This window comes from Blautia sp. AF19-13LB, assembly GCF_003479105.1.
GTDB lineage: Bacteria > Bacillota > Clostridia > Lachnospirales > Lachnospiraceae > Fusicatenibacter > Fusicatenibacter saccharivorans.
The window spans coordinates 19,667-36,465 of record NZ_QUGO01000021.1; the positions used below are offsets into that span (position 1 = coordinate 19,667).

The 16,799-nt window shown below is 44.1% G+C and carries 17 protein-coding genes and 1 pseudogene; 2 read left to right on the forward strand and 16 right to left on the reverse strand.

Annotation, left to right across the window (positions count from 1 at the left end):
• The first annotated feature begins 133 nt into the window (after positions 1–133).
• Positions 134–1,819, forward strand: coding sequence for a MobQ family relaxase (gene mobQ / locus DWX32_RS16510; protein WP_118660635.1), 1,686 nt, complete (start codon positions 134–136; stop codon positions 1,817–1,819).
• 141 nt (positions 1,820–1,960) lie between these two features.
• Here the strand turns inward: mobQ (DWX32_RS16510) and DWX32_RS16515 are convergent, their stop codons facing one another.
• From DWX32_RS16515 to DWX32_RS16565, 11 genes are all read right to left on the reverse strand, one after another.
• The gene (locus tag DWX32_RS16515; RefSeq protein ID WP_118137847.1) at positions 1,961–2,341 is read right to left on the reverse strand and encodes a DUF4825 domain-containing protein; all 381 of its coding nucleotides are present in this window, start codon (positions 2,339–2,341) and stop codon (positions 1,961–1,963) included.
• A 61-nt stretch (positions 2,342–2,402) separates the two neighbouring features.
• Positions 2,403–2,819 carry a YjdF family protein gene (locus DWX32_RS16520; RefSeq protein ID WP_019160999.1) on the reverse strand — a complete coding sequence of 139 codons (417 nt, stop codon included), beginning with the start codon at positions 2,817–2,819 and terminating at the stop codon, positions 2,403–2,405.
• 427 nt (positions 2,820–3,246) lie between these two features.
• Positions 3,247–3,870: an XRE family transcriptional regulator gene (locus tag DWX32_RS20260; RefSeq protein ID WP_243037616.1), complete on the reverse strand. Its 624-nt coding sequence runs from the start codon at positions 3,868–3,870 to the stop codon at positions 3,247–3,249.
• 51 nt (positions 3,871–3,921) lie between these two features.
• On the reverse strand, positions 3,922–5,544 hold the full coding sequence (locus DWX32_RS16530; RefSeq protein WP_024730556.1) for a recombinase family protein: 1,623 nt from the start codon (positions 5,542–5,544) through the stop codon (positions 3,922–3,924).
• A 107-nt stretch (positions 5,545–5,651) separates the two neighbouring features.
• Positions 5,652–5,837 carry a hypothetical protein gene (locus tag DWX32_RS16535; RefSeq protein WP_004849804.1) on the reverse strand — a complete coding sequence of 62 codons (186 nt, stop codon included), beginning with the start codon at positions 5,835–5,837 and terminating at the stop codon, positions 5,652–5,654.
• 270 nt (positions 5,838–6,107) lie between these two features.
• Positions 6,108–7,448, reverse strand: a complete 1,341-nt coding sequence (locus DWX32_RS16540) for a virulence-associated E family protein (protein ID WP_055270962.1) — start codon at positions 7,446–7,448, stop codon at positions 6,108–6,110.
• Positions 7,333–8,073, reverse strand: coding sequence for a CHC2 zinc finger domain-containing protein (locus tag DWX32_RS16545; protein WP_024730557.1), 741 nt, complete (start codon positions 8,071–8,073; stop codon positions 7,333–7,335). Before DWX32_RS16545 ends, DWX32_RS16540 begins: the two co-directional genes overlap by 116 nt.
• A 47-nt stretch (positions 8,074–8,120) precedes the next feature.
• A complete protein-coding gene (gene mobQ / locus DWX32_RS16550) occupies positions 8,121–9,593 on the reverse strand; it encodes a MobQ family relaxase (RefSeq protein ID WP_118617980.1) in 1,473 nt (490 codons plus the stop codon).
• 2 nt (positions 9,594–9,595) lie between these two features.
• Positions 9,596–9,913 carry a DUF3847 domain-containing protein gene (locus tag DWX32_RS16555; RefSeq protein ID WP_009260053.1) on the reverse strand — a complete coding sequence of 106 codons (318 nt, stop codon included), beginning with the start codon at positions 9,911–9,913 and terminating at the stop codon, positions 9,596–9,598.
• A gap of 286 nt (positions 9,914–10,199) precedes the next feature.
• Positions 10,200–10,403: a hypothetical protein gene (locus tag DWX32_RS16560; RefSeq protein WP_004614949.1), complete on the reverse strand. Its 204-nt coding sequence runs from the start codon at positions 10,401–10,403 to the stop codon at positions 10,200–10,202.
• A gap of 146 nt (positions 10,404–10,549) precedes the next feature.
• Positions 10,550–10,774, reverse strand: coding sequence for a helix-turn-helix domain-containing protein (locus tag DWX32_RS16565; RefSeq protein ID WP_008368839.1), 225 nt, complete (start codon positions 10,772–10,774; stop codon positions 10,550–10,552).
• Between the two features lie 302 nt (positions 10,775–11,076).
• On the opposite strand from DWX32_RS16565, the gene DWX32_RS16570 reads away from it, so the two are divergent.
• Positions 11,077–12,117, forward strand: a complete 1,041-nt coding sequence (locus tag DWX32_RS16570) for a DUF6076 domain-containing protein (RefSeq protein WP_118617979.1) — start codon at positions 11,077–11,079, stop codon at positions 12,115–12,117.
• Positions 12,118–12,120: 3 nt separating this feature from the next.
• Here DWX32_RS16570 and DWX32_RS16575 read toward each other — a convergent pair whose 3' ends face one another.
• From DWX32_RS16575 to DWX32_RS20770, 5 genes and pseudogenes are all read right to left on the reverse strand, one after another.
• Positions 12,121–13,935, reverse strand: coding sequence for an ABC transporter permease (locus tag DWX32_RS16575; protein WP_118617978.1), 1,815 nt, complete (start codon positions 13,933–13,935; stop codon positions 12,121–12,123).
• 14 nt (positions 13,936–13,949) lie between these two features.
• Positions 13,950–14,615, reverse strand: coding sequence for an ABC transporter ATP-binding protein (locus tag DWX32_RS16580; protein ID WP_009260049.1), 666 nt, complete (start codon positions 14,613–14,615; stop codon positions 13,950–13,952).
• 151 nt (positions 14,616–14,766) lie between these two features.
• On the reverse strand, positions 14,767–15,798 hold the full coding sequence (locus DWX32_RS16585) for a sensor histidine kinase (protein WP_009260048.1): 1,032 nt from the start codon (positions 15,796–15,798) through the stop codon (positions 14,767–14,769).
• The gene (locus DWX32_RS16590; protein ID WP_019162604.1) at positions 15,795–16,484 is read right to left on the reverse strand and encodes a response regulator transcription factor; all 690 of its coding nucleotides are present in this window, start codon (positions 16,482–16,484) and stop codon (positions 15,795–15,797) included. Before DWX32_RS16590 ends, DWX32_RS16585 begins: the two co-directional genes overlap by 4 nt.
• Before the next feature lie 218 nt (positions 16,485–16,702).
• A pseudogene (locus DWX32_RS20770) lies at positions 16,703–16,799 on the reverse strand (helix-turn-helix transcriptional regulator); the annotation flags it as partial.

Sequence of the window (16,799 nt, forward strand, 5' to 3'; positions counted from 1 at the left end):
ACAAGTTCTACTCCCGAAGGGCGCACTTACTCACCACCTGATAAATCAGGCAGTGGTATCCCCTTCGGGGCTCGTGCGCTCTGCCGAGGGCTTTATCCACTGTTGCAGGCAACATCGAAAGGAGGTGCCAGATATGGCAATTTATCATATGCAAGCTAAAGTCGTCAGTCGTGGTTCCGGTCGGTCTGCTGTTGCTGCTTCTGCTTATATGAGCTGTAGCCGGATGTACAATGATTACGATGGTATTCAGCATGACTATACCAGAAAGCATGGTCTCATTTATGCTCCACCAGAATGGAAAGACCGTGAACAACTCTGGAATGCTGTGGAAGCTGCTGAAAAGACAAAAGACAGCCGACTGGCAAGGGAATTTGTTGTCGCACTTCCCATTGAATTAGATAAGGACAGTAATATTTCTCTTCTTCAAAATTTTATTCAAAAGAATTTTGTGGATATGGGCATGTGTGCTGACTTTGCTATTCACGATACAGATGGACACAATCCTCATGCACACATTCTGCTTACCGTCCGTCCACTGAATGAAAACGGAACATGGCAGTATAAAACAGAAAAAGAATATCTCTGTATAAAAAATGGGGAAGAAAAAGGATTTACAGCTACTGAATTCAAAGCTGCACAAAAAGATGGCTGGGAAAAGCAATACAGATATAAAGTTGAAAAAAAGAAGATTTATATGACCGCATCTGACGCACAGGAAAAGGGCTATGACCGCATCGACAAGCATCCTAAAAGTAGCCGCTACGGCAGACAGAATCCTATTTCTGAACAATGGAACAGTGATGAGCAACTCTGTATCTGGAGAGCAAACTGGGCAGATACTGTAAATGAAATGCTTGCCCGCAATCAGATAAATGCATCCATTGATCACCGCAGCTTTGCAGATCAGGGAATCACCGAACAGCCGACCATCCACGAAGGCTATATTGCCCAGAATATGGAAAAGAAAGGAATGATAGCTGACCGCTGTGAAATCAACCGCCAGATTCGTGCAGATAACCAAATGCTCCGGGAATTAAAAACTCAGGTATCGAAACTGGCTCAGGCTGTCAAACATTCTATTCCTGTAATTGCAGAAACAATGGAAACTATCCGAAATCATATGATTTTTACACAATATCATTTACTTCATAATGAGATGCAAAAAGAAGTAATTCATGATTGGATGAATCATTTTAATCCAATACTGAATAAATACAACACCATTAAAAAGAAACTCAAAGCTAAAGTTACGGAACGGAAAAAACTGAATGTGCAAAAGGATAAAACCAGTATTTTGAATCCCATCCAGCATATAAAATTGAATCAGCAGCTTACAACCGTTACCGAAGAAATTGAAGAACTGAAATCAAGGAAAGAGCAGCTAATCTTCCAGGCACAATGCTCTACTGATAAAGATATGATAAATCTATCCAAGAAATATGACCAGATGAATAACAATCTTGATATTCTTGATTCTCAGGACATCTCCCTTAAAAAACAGCTCGAAAAAGACGCCGCTGCTTTCCGGGAAGAAAAATTTCGTCCTGAACCTGAACAGTATACAGAATTGCTGGACACCAGAATCCATATACGTCCTGATTTCCGGGATAAGCTGATCGAGCAGCTCAAAGGTACTTTTGGTAAGTATTATGACTATCACCGTCGTGATATTGCAACCAATGAAGTGGATTATCTCAATGTGGAAGATCCTGATGTCTTCTCCCATCGTGCATGGGAACTTAAATATCAAAGAGAACAGGAAATACGGCGAAATCAGCCTGCTCGGACTAAGAAAAAGTCATATGATATAGAATTGTAACCGTCTTTGAATAGATAATATGTTCTTACAAATCTCTTGTTCAAAAATAAATTTTTTTCAAAAAAGCGTATGGATTTAAAACTTCCATACGCCTTTTTATATTCCGCTCTTCAAATTGTCTAAAAGTTGACTAAAAATATATCACCGTTCATATGATGCAATAATTTCTTTGCTATCTGCTGTTTTATAATCAATTGTTCCCAAATTACCAATCAAGTCAAATGTCATATCTGCATTAACCTGCAATTCATCTTCAAGTTTGACTGCCGACGGCTCATCTTTTAGAAAAACTGTTAATCCATAAGGCTCTGTTTCAGACTGTATCTCTATACTGTCATATGAGTATCCCTCTGGATACTCTTGACCGCTTACAATGTTTATAACATTTGAAGAATCTCCTACATAATCTGTCTTATACTGCGATAAATCAGGAATTTCGTACAATTTTTCTTTTTTTCCGCACGCTGAAATCAACATGATTGATACGGCAACTAACATAATTGCAAGTACTTTTTTCTTCATAGAAACACCTCCCGAAATCTTTATTCAACACTTTTCGATTTGAGTAAAAGCCCAAGGGACTTTAATGTCCCTTATGCTTTTCTCTTTTCTTGCGCCGTTTCAGTTCAAACATGCGCTGCTCTTCTGCCTCTTTTCTCTTGCGGCTTTTCTCTTTGCGTTCCTGCTTGTTCTGTTCCTGCTGTAATTTCAACGCCTGTTGCGATTTTGTACCAATGCCTATTTCCAGCATCTGCTTCTTTGCTTCCCGCTGCATCCGTTTCGGATTTCTTTTGATATCCTTTACAACAGTTTCAACAACCGGACTGAATTTCAAACTGAAGTACCACTTTTGAATATATTCCTGTACTTCACAATCTTTTGGCTCTGCACCAAATGTTACCTTTGCCGCAGATAGTTTACCATCTTCGATGCGTTCAAAGATCCCCACCCAAAACGGCTCCTCAAAAAATACTGTCAGCTTTCCATTTACTTTGTCCATAAGAATCCCTCCTAAAATTGATTGAACAAAGAATGGACAACCCGGAGGGGCAGGTTACTTACCCTATTTATATAGGACGGCCGGGCTACCTACCGGCTCTGGCACATCAAAGATGTACGTTGCGTTTTTATCTTTGCTTTTATAATCAAGCCATATGGCACGATTAACTTAATTCAGAAACTTCTAAGTTGCGTTCATCAAAAATATTCTTCTTACTTCATAAGATTCTATCTTTTGTTCAAATCATACCATATGATTAATGCATTTTCTATATACTTTCTTTATAATCAGCAAAAAGCCTCGAAGGAGCTTTCCACGTTTTAAATGTACACTAATTCTCTTAACACAACCTCTTCTGCATCATTCCATATTTCCCATGAAGAATGTTGTAAATTAGTACTATCCACAACGATAACAGGTAATTTAATTATTCGTATTTTTTCCCGATAATGTAAATCGAAATTACCATACCACCTAATATCATAATTAAGAAAATTTTATTCAAAATATCCCATAAAGCTATATTGAAACAATTGATTATTATAATACCTGCAAGAGGATATAGAACAACCGTTGCAAGTGTCCATATTTTTAAAGTTGTGCAGATGTACATCCAATTTCCGTTGTTAAAGGATAAACCAACTAGATGTATTCTAAAAATTCCTTGTGAAACATAATTTATCTTGTTTGCATCATAATATGTTGGTAATATGTCTTTGGCAAAGAAACAAAACCATGCACCAAATAAAAGCATTAACCCTGTAACCAGCAATATATCATCTTTCATCTCAGCTATTGAATTCCCAGATACGACTAACATAATAATTTCTGTAATAGATATTAAAAAGCATAGCAAATATGCTAATATCCAGTTTTTTCTATGCTGATGAATAGAATTCCTAACAGCCATATCGAGAGAGCCTACTACCAATTCCTCGACTTCTTTTGTATCAATATTTTTCTGTGTATCTATTTTTTCTCCACGTAACAATTCTGTAACGGTAACATCTAATATATCAGCTATTGGTATGAGTAATACGACATTGGGCATACTAAGACCCGTTTCCCTTAATTAAAGATATTGTTTGGTAAAAAAGAAAGGTCAGTCGATTTTGCCGATGAAGCGGTAGTAGATTTCTACTTCCTGCTCACGGCTTCCGTCCTCGCCCTTGACAGCTTCGTGGACGGTTATTTTTTCAATTAGAGTGTTCAGAAGTTCGGCGGTCAGCTCCACAGGGTTGACATACTGTTTCATCAGGGCAATCCACTTTTCAGCGTCCGCTGCGGTCTGTACGGCGGCTTCCATCGTTTCGTGAAGCTGCCTTATTTTTGTTTCAAGCTCCCTTTGCTCGTTCTGGTACTTCTCGGACAGCATATTGAAGTTATACTCGGTTATGCGTCCGGCAGACCAGTCCTCATACATTTTAGCAAACAGCCCGTCAACCTCGGCTTTACGCTTTTCCGCCTTTTTCAGCTCCGCAGCCTGCTTTTTCTTCGCAGAGTTTCTTTCTCTGTCGCTGGCATTGAGCAGCCGTTTCAGCAGCTTGTCCTCGTCTTTCTGTGCCAGCATAGACCAGTATTGCAGTCTTGCAAGCACATAGGCATACAGCACATCATAGCGGATATAGTGCATGGAACACTGGCGTAATCCCTGTCCGTACTTACTGCAATGGTAGTGTGCATAGGGATTTTTGTTCTGGCTGTTTACACCATAAGCCAATGACCATCCGCAGTCCGCACATTTTACCAGCCCGGAAAATATCTGCGTTGTGCCATTCTTCTGTCGTCTGCGTCTGCTTGCAATCAGCTCCTGAACTTTTTGGAACACTTCTTCGGAAATGATGGCTTCGTGGGTATTTTCCACACGATACCATTCTTCCTGCGGCTTCCGCACCTTTTTCTTGTTCTTGAATGAAATGTTGCTTTGCTTGTTGTGAACGCTGTGACCGATGTAGGTTTCCTCTTTCAAAATGCTCTTGACCTGTGCAATCGTCCACGCATAGGCTTTTTCTGGAGGCGCACCGGCGTAGATATTGGCGAAAGTCCCGTATCTTTCATAGTTCAGCCAGCCGGGGGTAGGTACTTTCTCCTCCACCAGAATCCGTGTAATGCTGGCGGCTCCCCTCCCGTGTACGGCAAGATCAAAAATCTTCTCTACAATCCAGCGTGTTTCCGGGTCGATCAGAAGATGACCTTTTTTGTCCGGGTCTTTTACATAGCCCAGCGGTGCATAGGCTCCATAGTGTGCGCCATTGGCAAATCTTGTGTGCATGGCAGCCTTGACCTTTTTGCTGGTCTGTCGGGCGTGCATTTCATTCAGGATGTTTAAGAACGGGGCAAGCTCGCTTTCTCCGTTGATGGTGTCCACATTATCATTGATGGCAATGTAGCGTACTCCCTTGCTGGGGAAATAGATTTCCGTGTACTGACCGGTCAGGATATAGTTTCTTCCCAGACGGGATAAGTCCTTTGTGACAACGCAGTTGATTTTCCCGTCCTCGATGTCATCAATCATCCTTTGGAAGCTTGGACGCTCGAAATTTGTCCCGCTCCATCCGTCGTCAATGTACTCGTCTACAACGGTCAGCCCATGCTCTGCGGCATACTGCCTAAGCATCATGCGCTGGGTCTGGATACTGCCGCTTTCCCCCTGTAATTCATCGTCACGGCTCAATCTCAAATATAGTGCAGTGTTATAAATCGTTGTATTGTATGGTTGTTTCACGGTTAAAAATCCTCCTTCTAAAAGAAACAACCCACGCTTATACAATACTCGCTGGTACAAGTATATCATAAGCGTGGGCTGATTGACAGTCGTTATTCCGTATTTTTTCAGGAAGCGGCGGCAGCGTGCTGGATCACATCTTCCAGCAGACTGTCAAGCGGCTTCCCATCCTGTGCGAAATGCTCCGATACCTTGATACGGACTTTCCCCATGACAAAATACTGGGTGCCGTCTTTTTCGGTAAGCAGGGTGCCGCTGTTTTTGTTATTGCTCTCGTTTTTGCTTTTTGCCATAGGCAGTTACCTCCATAAATGAAATATGCCCGACAAGGGAATGTCAGGCAGGTTTACAGCCGCAGACTGTCTTCATGTCAACCAAACCGTGTCAACCGGCAGAAAAGACTTTGAAAACAATCCACAGGCGCTCTATTATTACTTTTTACTTTTTCTTTGATTTCTTGGTTGACATGGTTGACAAAGGAGAGAAATGCCCCAAATATCAGGCTTTTCCCCGTCAACCGGCTGTCAACCGAAGCGTCAACCAAACTGTTAACCGGTGGCTTTTCAGAATGGTAGTTCCATTTGCCGGGCTTCTTCTTCCGTGATTTCCTGAAAACCGTCCCCCTCCGGCGGGTCTTGGTTGACACGCTCCCAGCCTTTTTGAGAACCGTATTTCTTATACCGCTTCGGGCTTTTGTAGGCTGCCCAGCCCTGTATAATGCCGCCCGCAATGCCGGTATTCATAATCTCGCAGATTGCCCGTGTCTCCCAGTCTGCCGGGGAATTTAAGTTCCCCAGCGCTTCCTCATAAAGCTGCTTGGAGCATACCCTGTCACCGGTGTAGTCCTCCAAATAGGCGTAGATCATGCCAGCCTGTGTGTCCTCCTGCATGAAGTCCTGCTGATGGGCGTTCAGGTATCGGTTCATTTCTATGCTGAATGACAGCTTATACTTCCCACTGCGATAAATCGTCATGGCTTCCGCCCACATCTGTTCGATATACGCCCTCGCCGCCGCTTCATCGTCCAGTATGTGAACCTCCGCCCGTTCCGGGTACACCGTCACGGGGAGAAAGCGCCGGTTGCCGGTGCGGTCACGGGGTAAAAAGTCCTGCCGGTTGGTCGTCCCTCCGAATACACATTGCCGCAGCCGGTCTGCCGGGTGTGTCTCATACGGCACTTTGTAGGTTTCTTTCTGGCGGCTTAAGAATGACTTGATTTCCTCAATACTCTTGGCGTTGGCTGTGGCAATCATCTCCGACATCTCGATAATCCAATGCCCTTGCAGCTTGCGGTACACATTTTCATCGTCCAGCTTCTTCAAATCGTCTGAAAACCATTCGTCCCTACCTGCCAGCAGCCGGAAAAAGGTAGATTTCCCGGCTCCCTGACCACCAACCAGACAGAGCATGACCTCAAACTTGCTCCCCGGTCTGAATACCCGCCGGATGGCTCCTATCAGGAACAGTTTCAAGGCTTCATAGGTGTATTCGTCCGTATCGGCTCCCAGAAAGTGATGCAGGGCGTAACGGATGCGCTCTGTGCCGTCCCATTGCAGGCTGTTCAGGTAATCCCTGACCGGATGGTAGCGGTTTTCATTGGCAACAATCTTGATGGCGCTCTGCACCTTTTTCTCGCTGGTAAGCCCGTAATTTTCTTCCAGATACAAAAGCAGGTAGTTCATGTCCATGTCGGTCAGCGTGGTACTGGTGCGCTCCCAGCCCAGCGGCTTCACAATGTCAATCTGCTCCGTCAAAAGGTTCAGGCGCAGCGCCCCACGAAACAGCGGGTCACGCTGGAACACCGTCAGGCAGTTTCGGATGCTGTTCTTCACGCCGCCTTTCTGCGTCCCCTCTAATGTCTCCCGGATTTCTGCTGGTGTCTGCGCCGGTTCCATTGTGTCCATCGTCTTTTTGACCGCTTCCTGCGTTTCCAGCGGCAATCTCTGAAATTCGCTGTTCAAGCCGCAGCACCTCCTTTCCCTGTGCGGCGATCAACGCCGCTTTTTCTTCTATTTCTCCGTATAACAAAATATCCAAAAGGTATTCTGTGTAGCTTATCCTCTGCAACGCTTCCACAAAAAGAGGATGCCAGATGGCATCCTGCGGCTGTGGGGCGTATGCTGTTTTCCAATGCTCCAACAGGCGCAGATAATCGCATAGCACCCGGAAACAATACCGTTCCGTTTCCTGAAATCTCTGCTCCGCTGATTTTTGTCGGGGCTGTGACCTGTTGTGACGCTTCCTATCTGGCGGCGCATTGCCGGATTTCTCATAGGAAACGCCGAAGTCCTCCGCAAGCCTGACCGCAGCTTCCCGTTTCCCCAATCCATGCAGCAAAGCGGAAAAGTCGATCACATCCCCGGAAGCCCCGCAGCCGAAGCAGTAAAAGCGGCTGTCCACTTTCATGCTGGGCGTGCGGTCATTGTGGAATGGACAGCAGACCATGCCGTTTCTCCCCACCCGGATTCCATAGAATGAAGCAGCCTGCCGGGTGGTAACAGACTGTTTCACCGCTTCAAATACATTCAAATGCTCCCTCCATAAAAATGCCGGCAGCGGTAAAGCTGCCGATTATATCATAATTCCATCTCGTGTTTCTTTCTCTGTACTTCCTGTGGCTGCTCCCTCCGGCGCAGTGCGGTATCTACGGCGTTCTGCACCTGCCGCAGCCGTATGACTTCCTCCCGGAGCGGCTTGTGCTGCGGAGACAGTTCGGCATACTCTGTTTTTAACTGTGCGTATTCCTGTTTCCATGCTTTCAGGGCAATGGGTTTTCCGTCCAGTTTTTCTTTCAGAATACGGCGGGCGGCATAAAACAGCCGTAACTCCGCATCGTGGGATGTTTCAAATTTCTCCCTCTGTTTCTTAAACTTGATATTGTTCAATTCCGTATGAACAGGTTTTAGCCGCTGGTAATTCTCGCCCTCCCGTATCAATTCCTGCAATTCCTTTATCCGGGCAGATTTCTTTTTCATGGAGCCGCTTAATGCTTCAAATTCTTCACTGACAGAGGAAAGACGCTCCTGCAAATCCTCTAATGTGAGCAGCTTGTTTTCCGTCAGATAATTGACGGCTTCGGCAAACTGCTTTAAGTTTCCGGTTCTGGCTTTATTGCTCCATGCCCCTGCGTTGCGCTGGTTGTAATAAGCGATCAGCAGGTCGGCAAGGCTCGGTGTCTGGGGTTTGGAAAGTTCTTCTTTTACCTCTGCCATCCAGACAAACAGGGCTTTGATCTTCTTCCTCACATCCTGTATAAGCCGGTTGGTGGCTTTAATCCAGCGGTTCAGTTCCCCTTTCTCGGTGCGGATGCCCTTTGCTTCCATCTGCCGGACATTAGCTCCCTCGTGGACAGTAGGTATCAGGTCAAGCCCCTGCCGCACATAGGAACGGTGGTCGATACGCACATCCAGCCCTTTTTCCTCAAATTTTGTATTAACGGCAGCCGCCCACTGCTCCCGCCAGTGTTCCAGCGTTTCCGGCTCATGCCAGTCTGTTGTATGGACAGCGTTAAACATATAATCGCCGTTTTTATCCCGGATTCGGTTTCCATCTTCATCAAGAAGATATTCCCGCCGCTGTTTTTGTCCCCATGTGCCATCCGGGTTCAAAGGGCGCATGGTTGTCATCACATGGAAATGCGGGTTAGGGATGCCGCCGTCCTCTTTCTCCGGGTTGTGAAAAGCAAGATCGGCAATCATGCCTTTTGCCACAAACTGCTCCTGCACGAACTTCCTTGCCAGCTCCATGTTTTCTTCCAGCGTCAATTCATTCTGCATGGCAATATCAAAGGAATAGGCAAGCTGTGCTTTTGGATGTTTCTCGCAGCTCTCCACAGCATTCCAGAGGGTCGCCCGGTCAAGATATATTTCCGGCGCATGGGGCGGCAGCATGATTTCCGAAGCAATCACGCCGCCCTTTTTGGTGTAATCGCTGACTTCTCCATAGTAGCTGCTGTAAAGACGCTCCCCGGATCGGTAGGCTGCGCTTGCAATGGCGCTCTGACCGGCGCTACGCTTTATCTGTGCGATTGAAAAATGATAAAGTGCTATCCTTAGTCACCGCCTTTCTCCTGCCCGGAAATACGGGCGTGGTTCTCAGTGGCAGACCGGATGAAATGCTCCGCCTGCGGCAGATTCAAAATGTTTTCCATGAGGGAATAAAATTCCGCTTCGGATAGCTCCTTTGTCTGTGGCGCAATGCTCTCAACGGCTGCCCCACGGGTAATTAGCCGGTGCGTCCTCTGTTTCCGGGAACCGCTTTCCAGATACGCCTGCCGGTTTTTCAAACGCTGCATTTTCCGTTTTTCCCGTTCCAGCAGGACAGTGGTTTTTTCATATTCCTGCTTCAACTGTTCCAAAGATTTTTCCATGTTCTCACATCCTTTGCTGATAAGATAAAGAAAGACCATCCGCAGACAGTCCGTGTGTCAGTGCTTCTATAAAACCCGATGAAAAGGGAAAACCGCAAAGCGGATTTCTCTTTGCGGCGGGTACACAGGGGATAGCCGCTTTAGCGGCGCAAGGGGGTGTAGCCACCTTGTCGGAGCAAAGCGAACGCAGACCTCGGATTGCTGATTTTATCAGCGGCAGAGGTAAGCTCCGCAGGACGCACGATACATGGTCTTTAGACTATGTATAGAAGTGCGCCCTTAGTTCCTAAGGGATTTTGCCGTTTCCGGCAGTTTTGTCCTTTTTCTTGGAACGCTTGGAAAGATACTTCGGGCAGTCAACCACAACCGCCCGGAAGCTCTGTTTACATTCGTGCTGGCATTTCCGGCACAGTTCGTTGTAAGTGATACGGCTGCGGTCATTTAAGAAGAAAGACCATTCCAGCCGCCGCTTGTTGCTCATTCTTGCCATAACCGGCTCCTTTCTCCATTTCTACCTGATGTACACAGATAGGCTGTTTTGGTGTAGCGTTTCGGTATCATTTTTAAGTTTTTTTCCCTCTGTATGCTCCTTTGGAAAGTGCGGCAGTATTGCAGTCAGGGAATGATACCTCACGCTTATTTGTCGCTTCTCGGTACGGTTTCGGAGCCTTTTGCCATCCATTCAAAGAAAGCAATTTTGCTGACCTTGATAAGCCTACCCCTGCGGAACGCCGGAAAGCCGGGTGTGTGTACCAGCTCATAGGCGCTCGCTCTTGAAATTCCCATAATCCGCTGAATGTCCGCTACATCCAGAACCAGCGGTAAATCCTCATAGCTGTTCAATCTCTTTTTATCGTTCATTCTGTTCCTCCCATAAATCAAATAGGTTAAAATGCTTCCTGTTGCCGTTCTCCCCAAAATCCGTTTTCCTGCCCCATTCCTGCGGTGTTTCCCTGCATTGGTGCGCCGGATGCGTCACTTCTCCTGCCGGTCATATCCCTTTTGGACGGTCATTCACTTGTCAAGGTACTGTGTGGCACGAAATTACCAACTGCAATCATCATAGCGGACTATCCTTGACAAAACAATGCTTCTGCGATACCATGAGTGTAACGGATATAACTAAATTATATAATTACCATAGACAAAGGCAGGGGATAGGGATGGAGAATCAGTTTATACGGCATGAGCCATGTTTTGAGAGGATTTTGTTTGTCCTGACGCTGGACAGGAAGAAAATGAAAGAGCGGATTTTGATTGGGGAAGAACAGCAGATCCGCTTCCGGCTGAACGGGAGCCAAAACGCAGAGGTGCTTTGTGATATGACACGCCCGCTGGGAACTTTTTTGATAAACTTTGAGCGTGACACGGACAGAGACTGGAACTTATACGGGCTTTCTCCGCTGCGGCAAGCCCTCCACTCCAACCGATGGAAACAGCCGGAGCTGGAACAGGCGGCAAGCGAATTTCTCTGGGGAAAATATCTTAGCAATGACCCTCTGAAAATGTATGTGGCGTTCCGTATCTGGAACAGCTATCTGCTTGCCAGAGAACCCCGTGACCGTAACACTGCCTGTGACCGCTTCATGGATAAAATGAGCAGACTGACCGGGGTATTCCAAAACGAATCCATGAGCTTTGACAGGGAGACAGGAAAACCGAAACATTTTCAAGCTGGCAGCCTTTATTTCAAAGGCGCACCATCAGAAGATACCCGACTTGACATCTGGTTTCCGGACAACCGGCGCACAGAAGAATGTGTGTCTGCCTATGCGTCCCTCTACCCGTTGATTACCTATTATCTGAACCGGCTGAATGACTGGGGGCTTTGCTTCCGGCAGTGCAAGGTCTGTGGGAAATATTTTCTGGCAAAGAGCCAGCGGTATGAACTGTGCAGCGACAAGTGCCGAAAAGCACAGGCGCTTCAAAACAAGCGGGAATTTGACGAAAGGGCAAGAGAAAATAACTATGACCTGCTTTATAAAAATGAATGCCAGAACTGGCGCAACAAAATAAACCGGGTAAAAAATACCGCAGGCTTTCCGGCTGACCGTCTGGAAAAAATACAGGCTGCCTTTTCCGACTTTAAGAAAGAAGCCTTGCAGAGAAAAAAGGCTGTAAAAACAGGAACAGCCAGCCCGAAAGAATTTACGGACTGGCTGTATCAGCAGAGTAATGTAATTGTGGAGCTGACGGATTATTAAAACTTAGCCTATCGTTCTAATGCGCTCTATAATTGAGTGCTGTTGCAAAGATTTCTTTTGATATACTGATACTACATGATAGACCATCACAACCGCAGCAAAGTATAAAAGCACAAAAAGAACTGGGAAGTGATATTCAAAGTATGAAAGTCCGGGAATTTTTGATATTTGGGTACAAAGCAGCAATCCGATTGGTATGCCTAAAATGCAGCTTCCTATAAAACTTCCAACCAGATAGATGAAACTTTCCGACTGCTGTACTTTTCGCAACTGCAATTTTGTCATACCTGTAGCTTCCAGTAGTGCATAGTCGTGTCTTCTGGCAATGGCATTTGTAATGCTGGTATTCAGCATATTTATAAATGAAAACAGACTAATAAGCACCACCAAAACTGTAATGATGACTTTCGCATTATGGAAGTAATCTTCCAATGCCATAACATCATCAGCCAAAACAGACACATCAACTCTGTCGTCATCTATAAAAATTTCTTTGATTATCTCTGTTGCTACGTCTTTTCCGTTATCATCCAAACAAATATACCATGCAAGCGTACAATTCATTTCTGACAGTGATTTCATATTTTCACCACTTGTATAAATAACAAGCCCAGTATCGCTGTTTTCTACAAATCCGCTTACAACTAACTCCACTTCTTTTTGACCATATCCTGTATCTATGATATACGGCAGATAATCTCCAACTTGAAGCTGCATATTCAGTTTCTGATAATAAGGAGACTGTCTATTGATAGCAACAGGAATTGCTCCATTCTGTAATTCATGACTTGGTTGCATACCCTCAACAATTTCATTTTTAAATGTTTCTGGATTTACAGCATTTTCAATGGACAGTTCAAATTTTTCCCCCTCTGAATTTGTCAGAATGCCGTCCAGCATATACAATTCATAAACATCTTTTACACCTGAAATGTTATACAATTTTTGCTTTTTTTCTTCTGTAAATGGTGTAGATTTCATTAAATCATAGGTGGATTCTTCATCAGCCGTTGAATTTAGTAGTACAAATACATCACTATTTCCCTGGTAAGGTTGTGACGCAAGTCTTTCGGGATTTATCGCATTCAATATTGAAAAAACACCGAACATTAAAATCCCACTCATAATGAGAGATAAAAATGTATAGGCAGCTTTCTTTCTATTGGCTCTACAATACATCCACCCGATTCTTATAGGCGTAAGTTTACGCTTTGCCCCAACACTTCTAAAATAGTTTGTTGCCTGTGTATGTTGTGCTTCTATTGGTGATGTAGATGCAGCCATTTTCGCTGGTGCTTGAAAAGCCAAAGCTGTGATAATCCAAATAAATATGCCGGAGATTACCGCACATACAATGCTTGGTATCCAGTAAAAATGAAGTGGTAAAACTATGTTTACCAGAAAACCGATGACTGTTCCCAACACAATGCAAGGTTTTGCTATTTTGTCACGTTCTTTCTTGACCACTGATTTAATTTGCTGGTATGTTGCGCCGATTGCCCGTAATTGTGCAAATTCATGTACTTGTTGCAGTACAGATACATAAAGAATATTTTTGACAGCCAGCCCTGCCGTACAAAGAAGTACAATAACAATTCCTAAAACAGTTCCTACTGCTTCAGTTGTATTATTTACATGGGCGATCTGCTGCGTACTAAGCGTTGCATTGCACAAAAGAATACCAGAAAAGCTCAACAGAAATGCCGCAATCAAGATGATAACTCTGATTAGAAATGTCCTATTCTTTTCAGAGAATACACTCTTTTCAGCAATCCTTTTCTCTATTCTCTCTGTATCATTTTCAAAAGGATAATTCATAATTCCCACCTCCTTTAACCTACAATTTTGCCATCCTCAATCCGCACAATGCGGTCTGCGAGCTGGGCAATCTCGTTATTGTGAGTAATCATTACAATGGTCTGATTAAATTCTCCGCTGGTACGTTTCAAAAGTCCTAACACATCTGCACTGGTCTTGCTGTCGAGATTTCCAGTCGGTTCGTCAGCAAGGACAATCGCCGGCTTTGTAATTAAAGCTCGTGCAATCGCTACACGCTGCTGTTGACCGCCTGAAAGATTGTTTGGCATATTTTCCAGCTTATCTTCTAAAGCCAGCATATACACAACTTCGTCCATAAATTTCTTATCTACGGTATCACCATCCAATTCCACAGGCAGGGCGATGTTTTCATATACATTCAAAATCGGAACCAGATTGTAGTTTTGGAAAATAAACCCTATGTTACGACGGCGGAAAATTGTCAATTCATCATCATTCTTTTTCGCAAGTTCTTCCCCCCGTACAATCACGCTGCCGGAAGTGGGGGTATCAAGTCCTCCCATCATGTGGAGTAACGTAGACTTGCCGCTGCCGGAAGTTCCAACTACGGCAACAAATTCTCCCTGTTCCACAGTAAAATTTACACCATCAAGGGCACGAGTGATGTTTGGTTCTGTGCCGTAATACTTCTTTAAGTCGATTGTTTGTAAAATGCTCATATTCAAATGCTCCTTTCAAGGCTTTCTACCTGTTGATGAAGTCATTGTAAACCACAAATGTTACACAAATGTCCGAGGTAGGAAAAATTTTTATCGAAAATCGAGATGAAATGTTACAACGCTCGGACATTTCAAAAAAAGTGGCTGTATCTTACCTTACAGGAAGCATAATAGAAAATTCTGAGCCTTGCCCCAGCTCTGAAACGACCTTGATATAGCCCCCTTGCCTTGTTACAATCTCACGAGCCAAATACAAACCTATTCCCACACCCTGTTGATCGTGTACTTCTTCCTCACGATAGAAGCGCCGAAAGATGGCAGCCTGATTGCTTTCTGAAATGCCCCTGCCGGTGTCGGTCACTTTGACCTCTACGTACATTTCCCACTGAACCACTGATACAGAAATCTTTCCACCTGACGGAGTGTATTTTACTGCATTGTCCAGCAGATTGAAAAGGGCTTCGCTTGTCCACTTGCTGTCATGGGAGATTATCAAATTTTCCGGGCAATCCACGGATACAGCAATTTCTTTTTTCTCTGCGGCATATACAATACTGCTCATAGCTTGTGCAAGCGTATGGAATAAGCTGCTGTCTTTCTTTTCTAATCGTATTGCTCCGGTTTCTAACCGGGATGTTTTAACCAGTGCTTGGAACAGAAAATCCAGTTTATCAGTCTGACTGCGTATGCCTTGCAAAAAGTCCATCCGTTCTTCTTCTGAAACAGGCTTTGTTAAAAGTGTGTCCGTTACCATTTGCAAATTGCTGACAGGCGTTTTGACTTGATGCGAAATATCAGAAATCAGCATTTGAAGCTCCTGTCGTTCCATGTCTACCTTGTGCCGATTTTCCTGCATAATCTCATACAACCGGATTAAGCGGTGGTTGATACGGGCAAAAAGAGTTTCACTATCATTTGACTTTTGTAATTCCTCGTTTCCATCAATCATGTTGTCCAGCGTCCGGCACAAATTAGAAGTAAAATGAGAAAGGCGTTTTCCAAAAGACAGCACCAATAGCCAAATCCAGAAAAATGCACAGAGTGTCAATGTTCCACCTGCTATGAAAATTCGTATATCCTGCATTATACCGCCGAGAATACCGGTAATTACCAGCATAGAGAAAACCATGCCAGCACTAATCAGTCTACAAATTTTCTTAGCAGAAAGGTTATTCAGTTTCATTTCTTTTCGCCTCCTGTCCATTGATACCCCATACCGTAAACCGTTTTGATATATGTGTCGCCATCCGCTTCAATCTTACTGCGAATGCGGCTGATAGAAGTAGTAAGGGTATGTTCATCTACATATTTTTCATCAATGTCCCACAGCCTTTCCAAAAGTTGTTGGCGGGTAAGTACCTGCTTCGGATTTTTAAGAAATAGGTTCAGCATTTTATATTCCATCGCAGAAAGCGCTAATGGTTTCCCGTTCAAACTTGCAAATTGTTCCGAAAAATCCAGAAACAGGCTACCATCCTCGTAAATATCCTTAGCTGGTTTGTGATGTTCCAACATAGCGAACATGGCTTTGATCTTTCGCTGCAAAGCACTAATCGAAAAAGGTTTCGTGATATAATCCACTGCACCAGCTTCATATCCTCGTATCTGATCGCTTTCCTGATCGTTGGCAGTTAGAAATATAACTACTGTATCAGGATGCTCTGGCTTGATAAGACGGCATAGGTCATAACCATTTCCGTCTGGTAAATTTATATCCAGCAATACCAAATCAAAAATGTTTGTTTTTAATGATTCAGCGGCTGTCCTTGCATTCAGAACAGAAGTTATTGTGTAACCGTCCAATTCCAAATTATAAGTAAGCGTTTTATTCAAAAGATTATCGTCTTCGACAATTAAAATCTGCTTCATATTGTCACTTCCTTTTCTTTTTGCAGATAGTATAACAGGCAAATGTCCGAGAATTGTTACAAGGACAAATATATTTATTATTTTACAGCTTTTTTCTGTGTACTGCAATTTTATATAAAGAAAGGACAGCAGTGTCAAATTGCTGTCCTTACGGCTTATTATAGCTGGTAGTGTATAAGCGTGGGTTCATCATATTTGGTGTGGTATCTTTAACTATGGGAAACTCCACGTTCCCATTTGCTAACTGTTTTATCTGATACATATAATTTTTCAGCCAAATCCTTTTGAGTTAAATTCTTTTCCTTTCTTAATTCG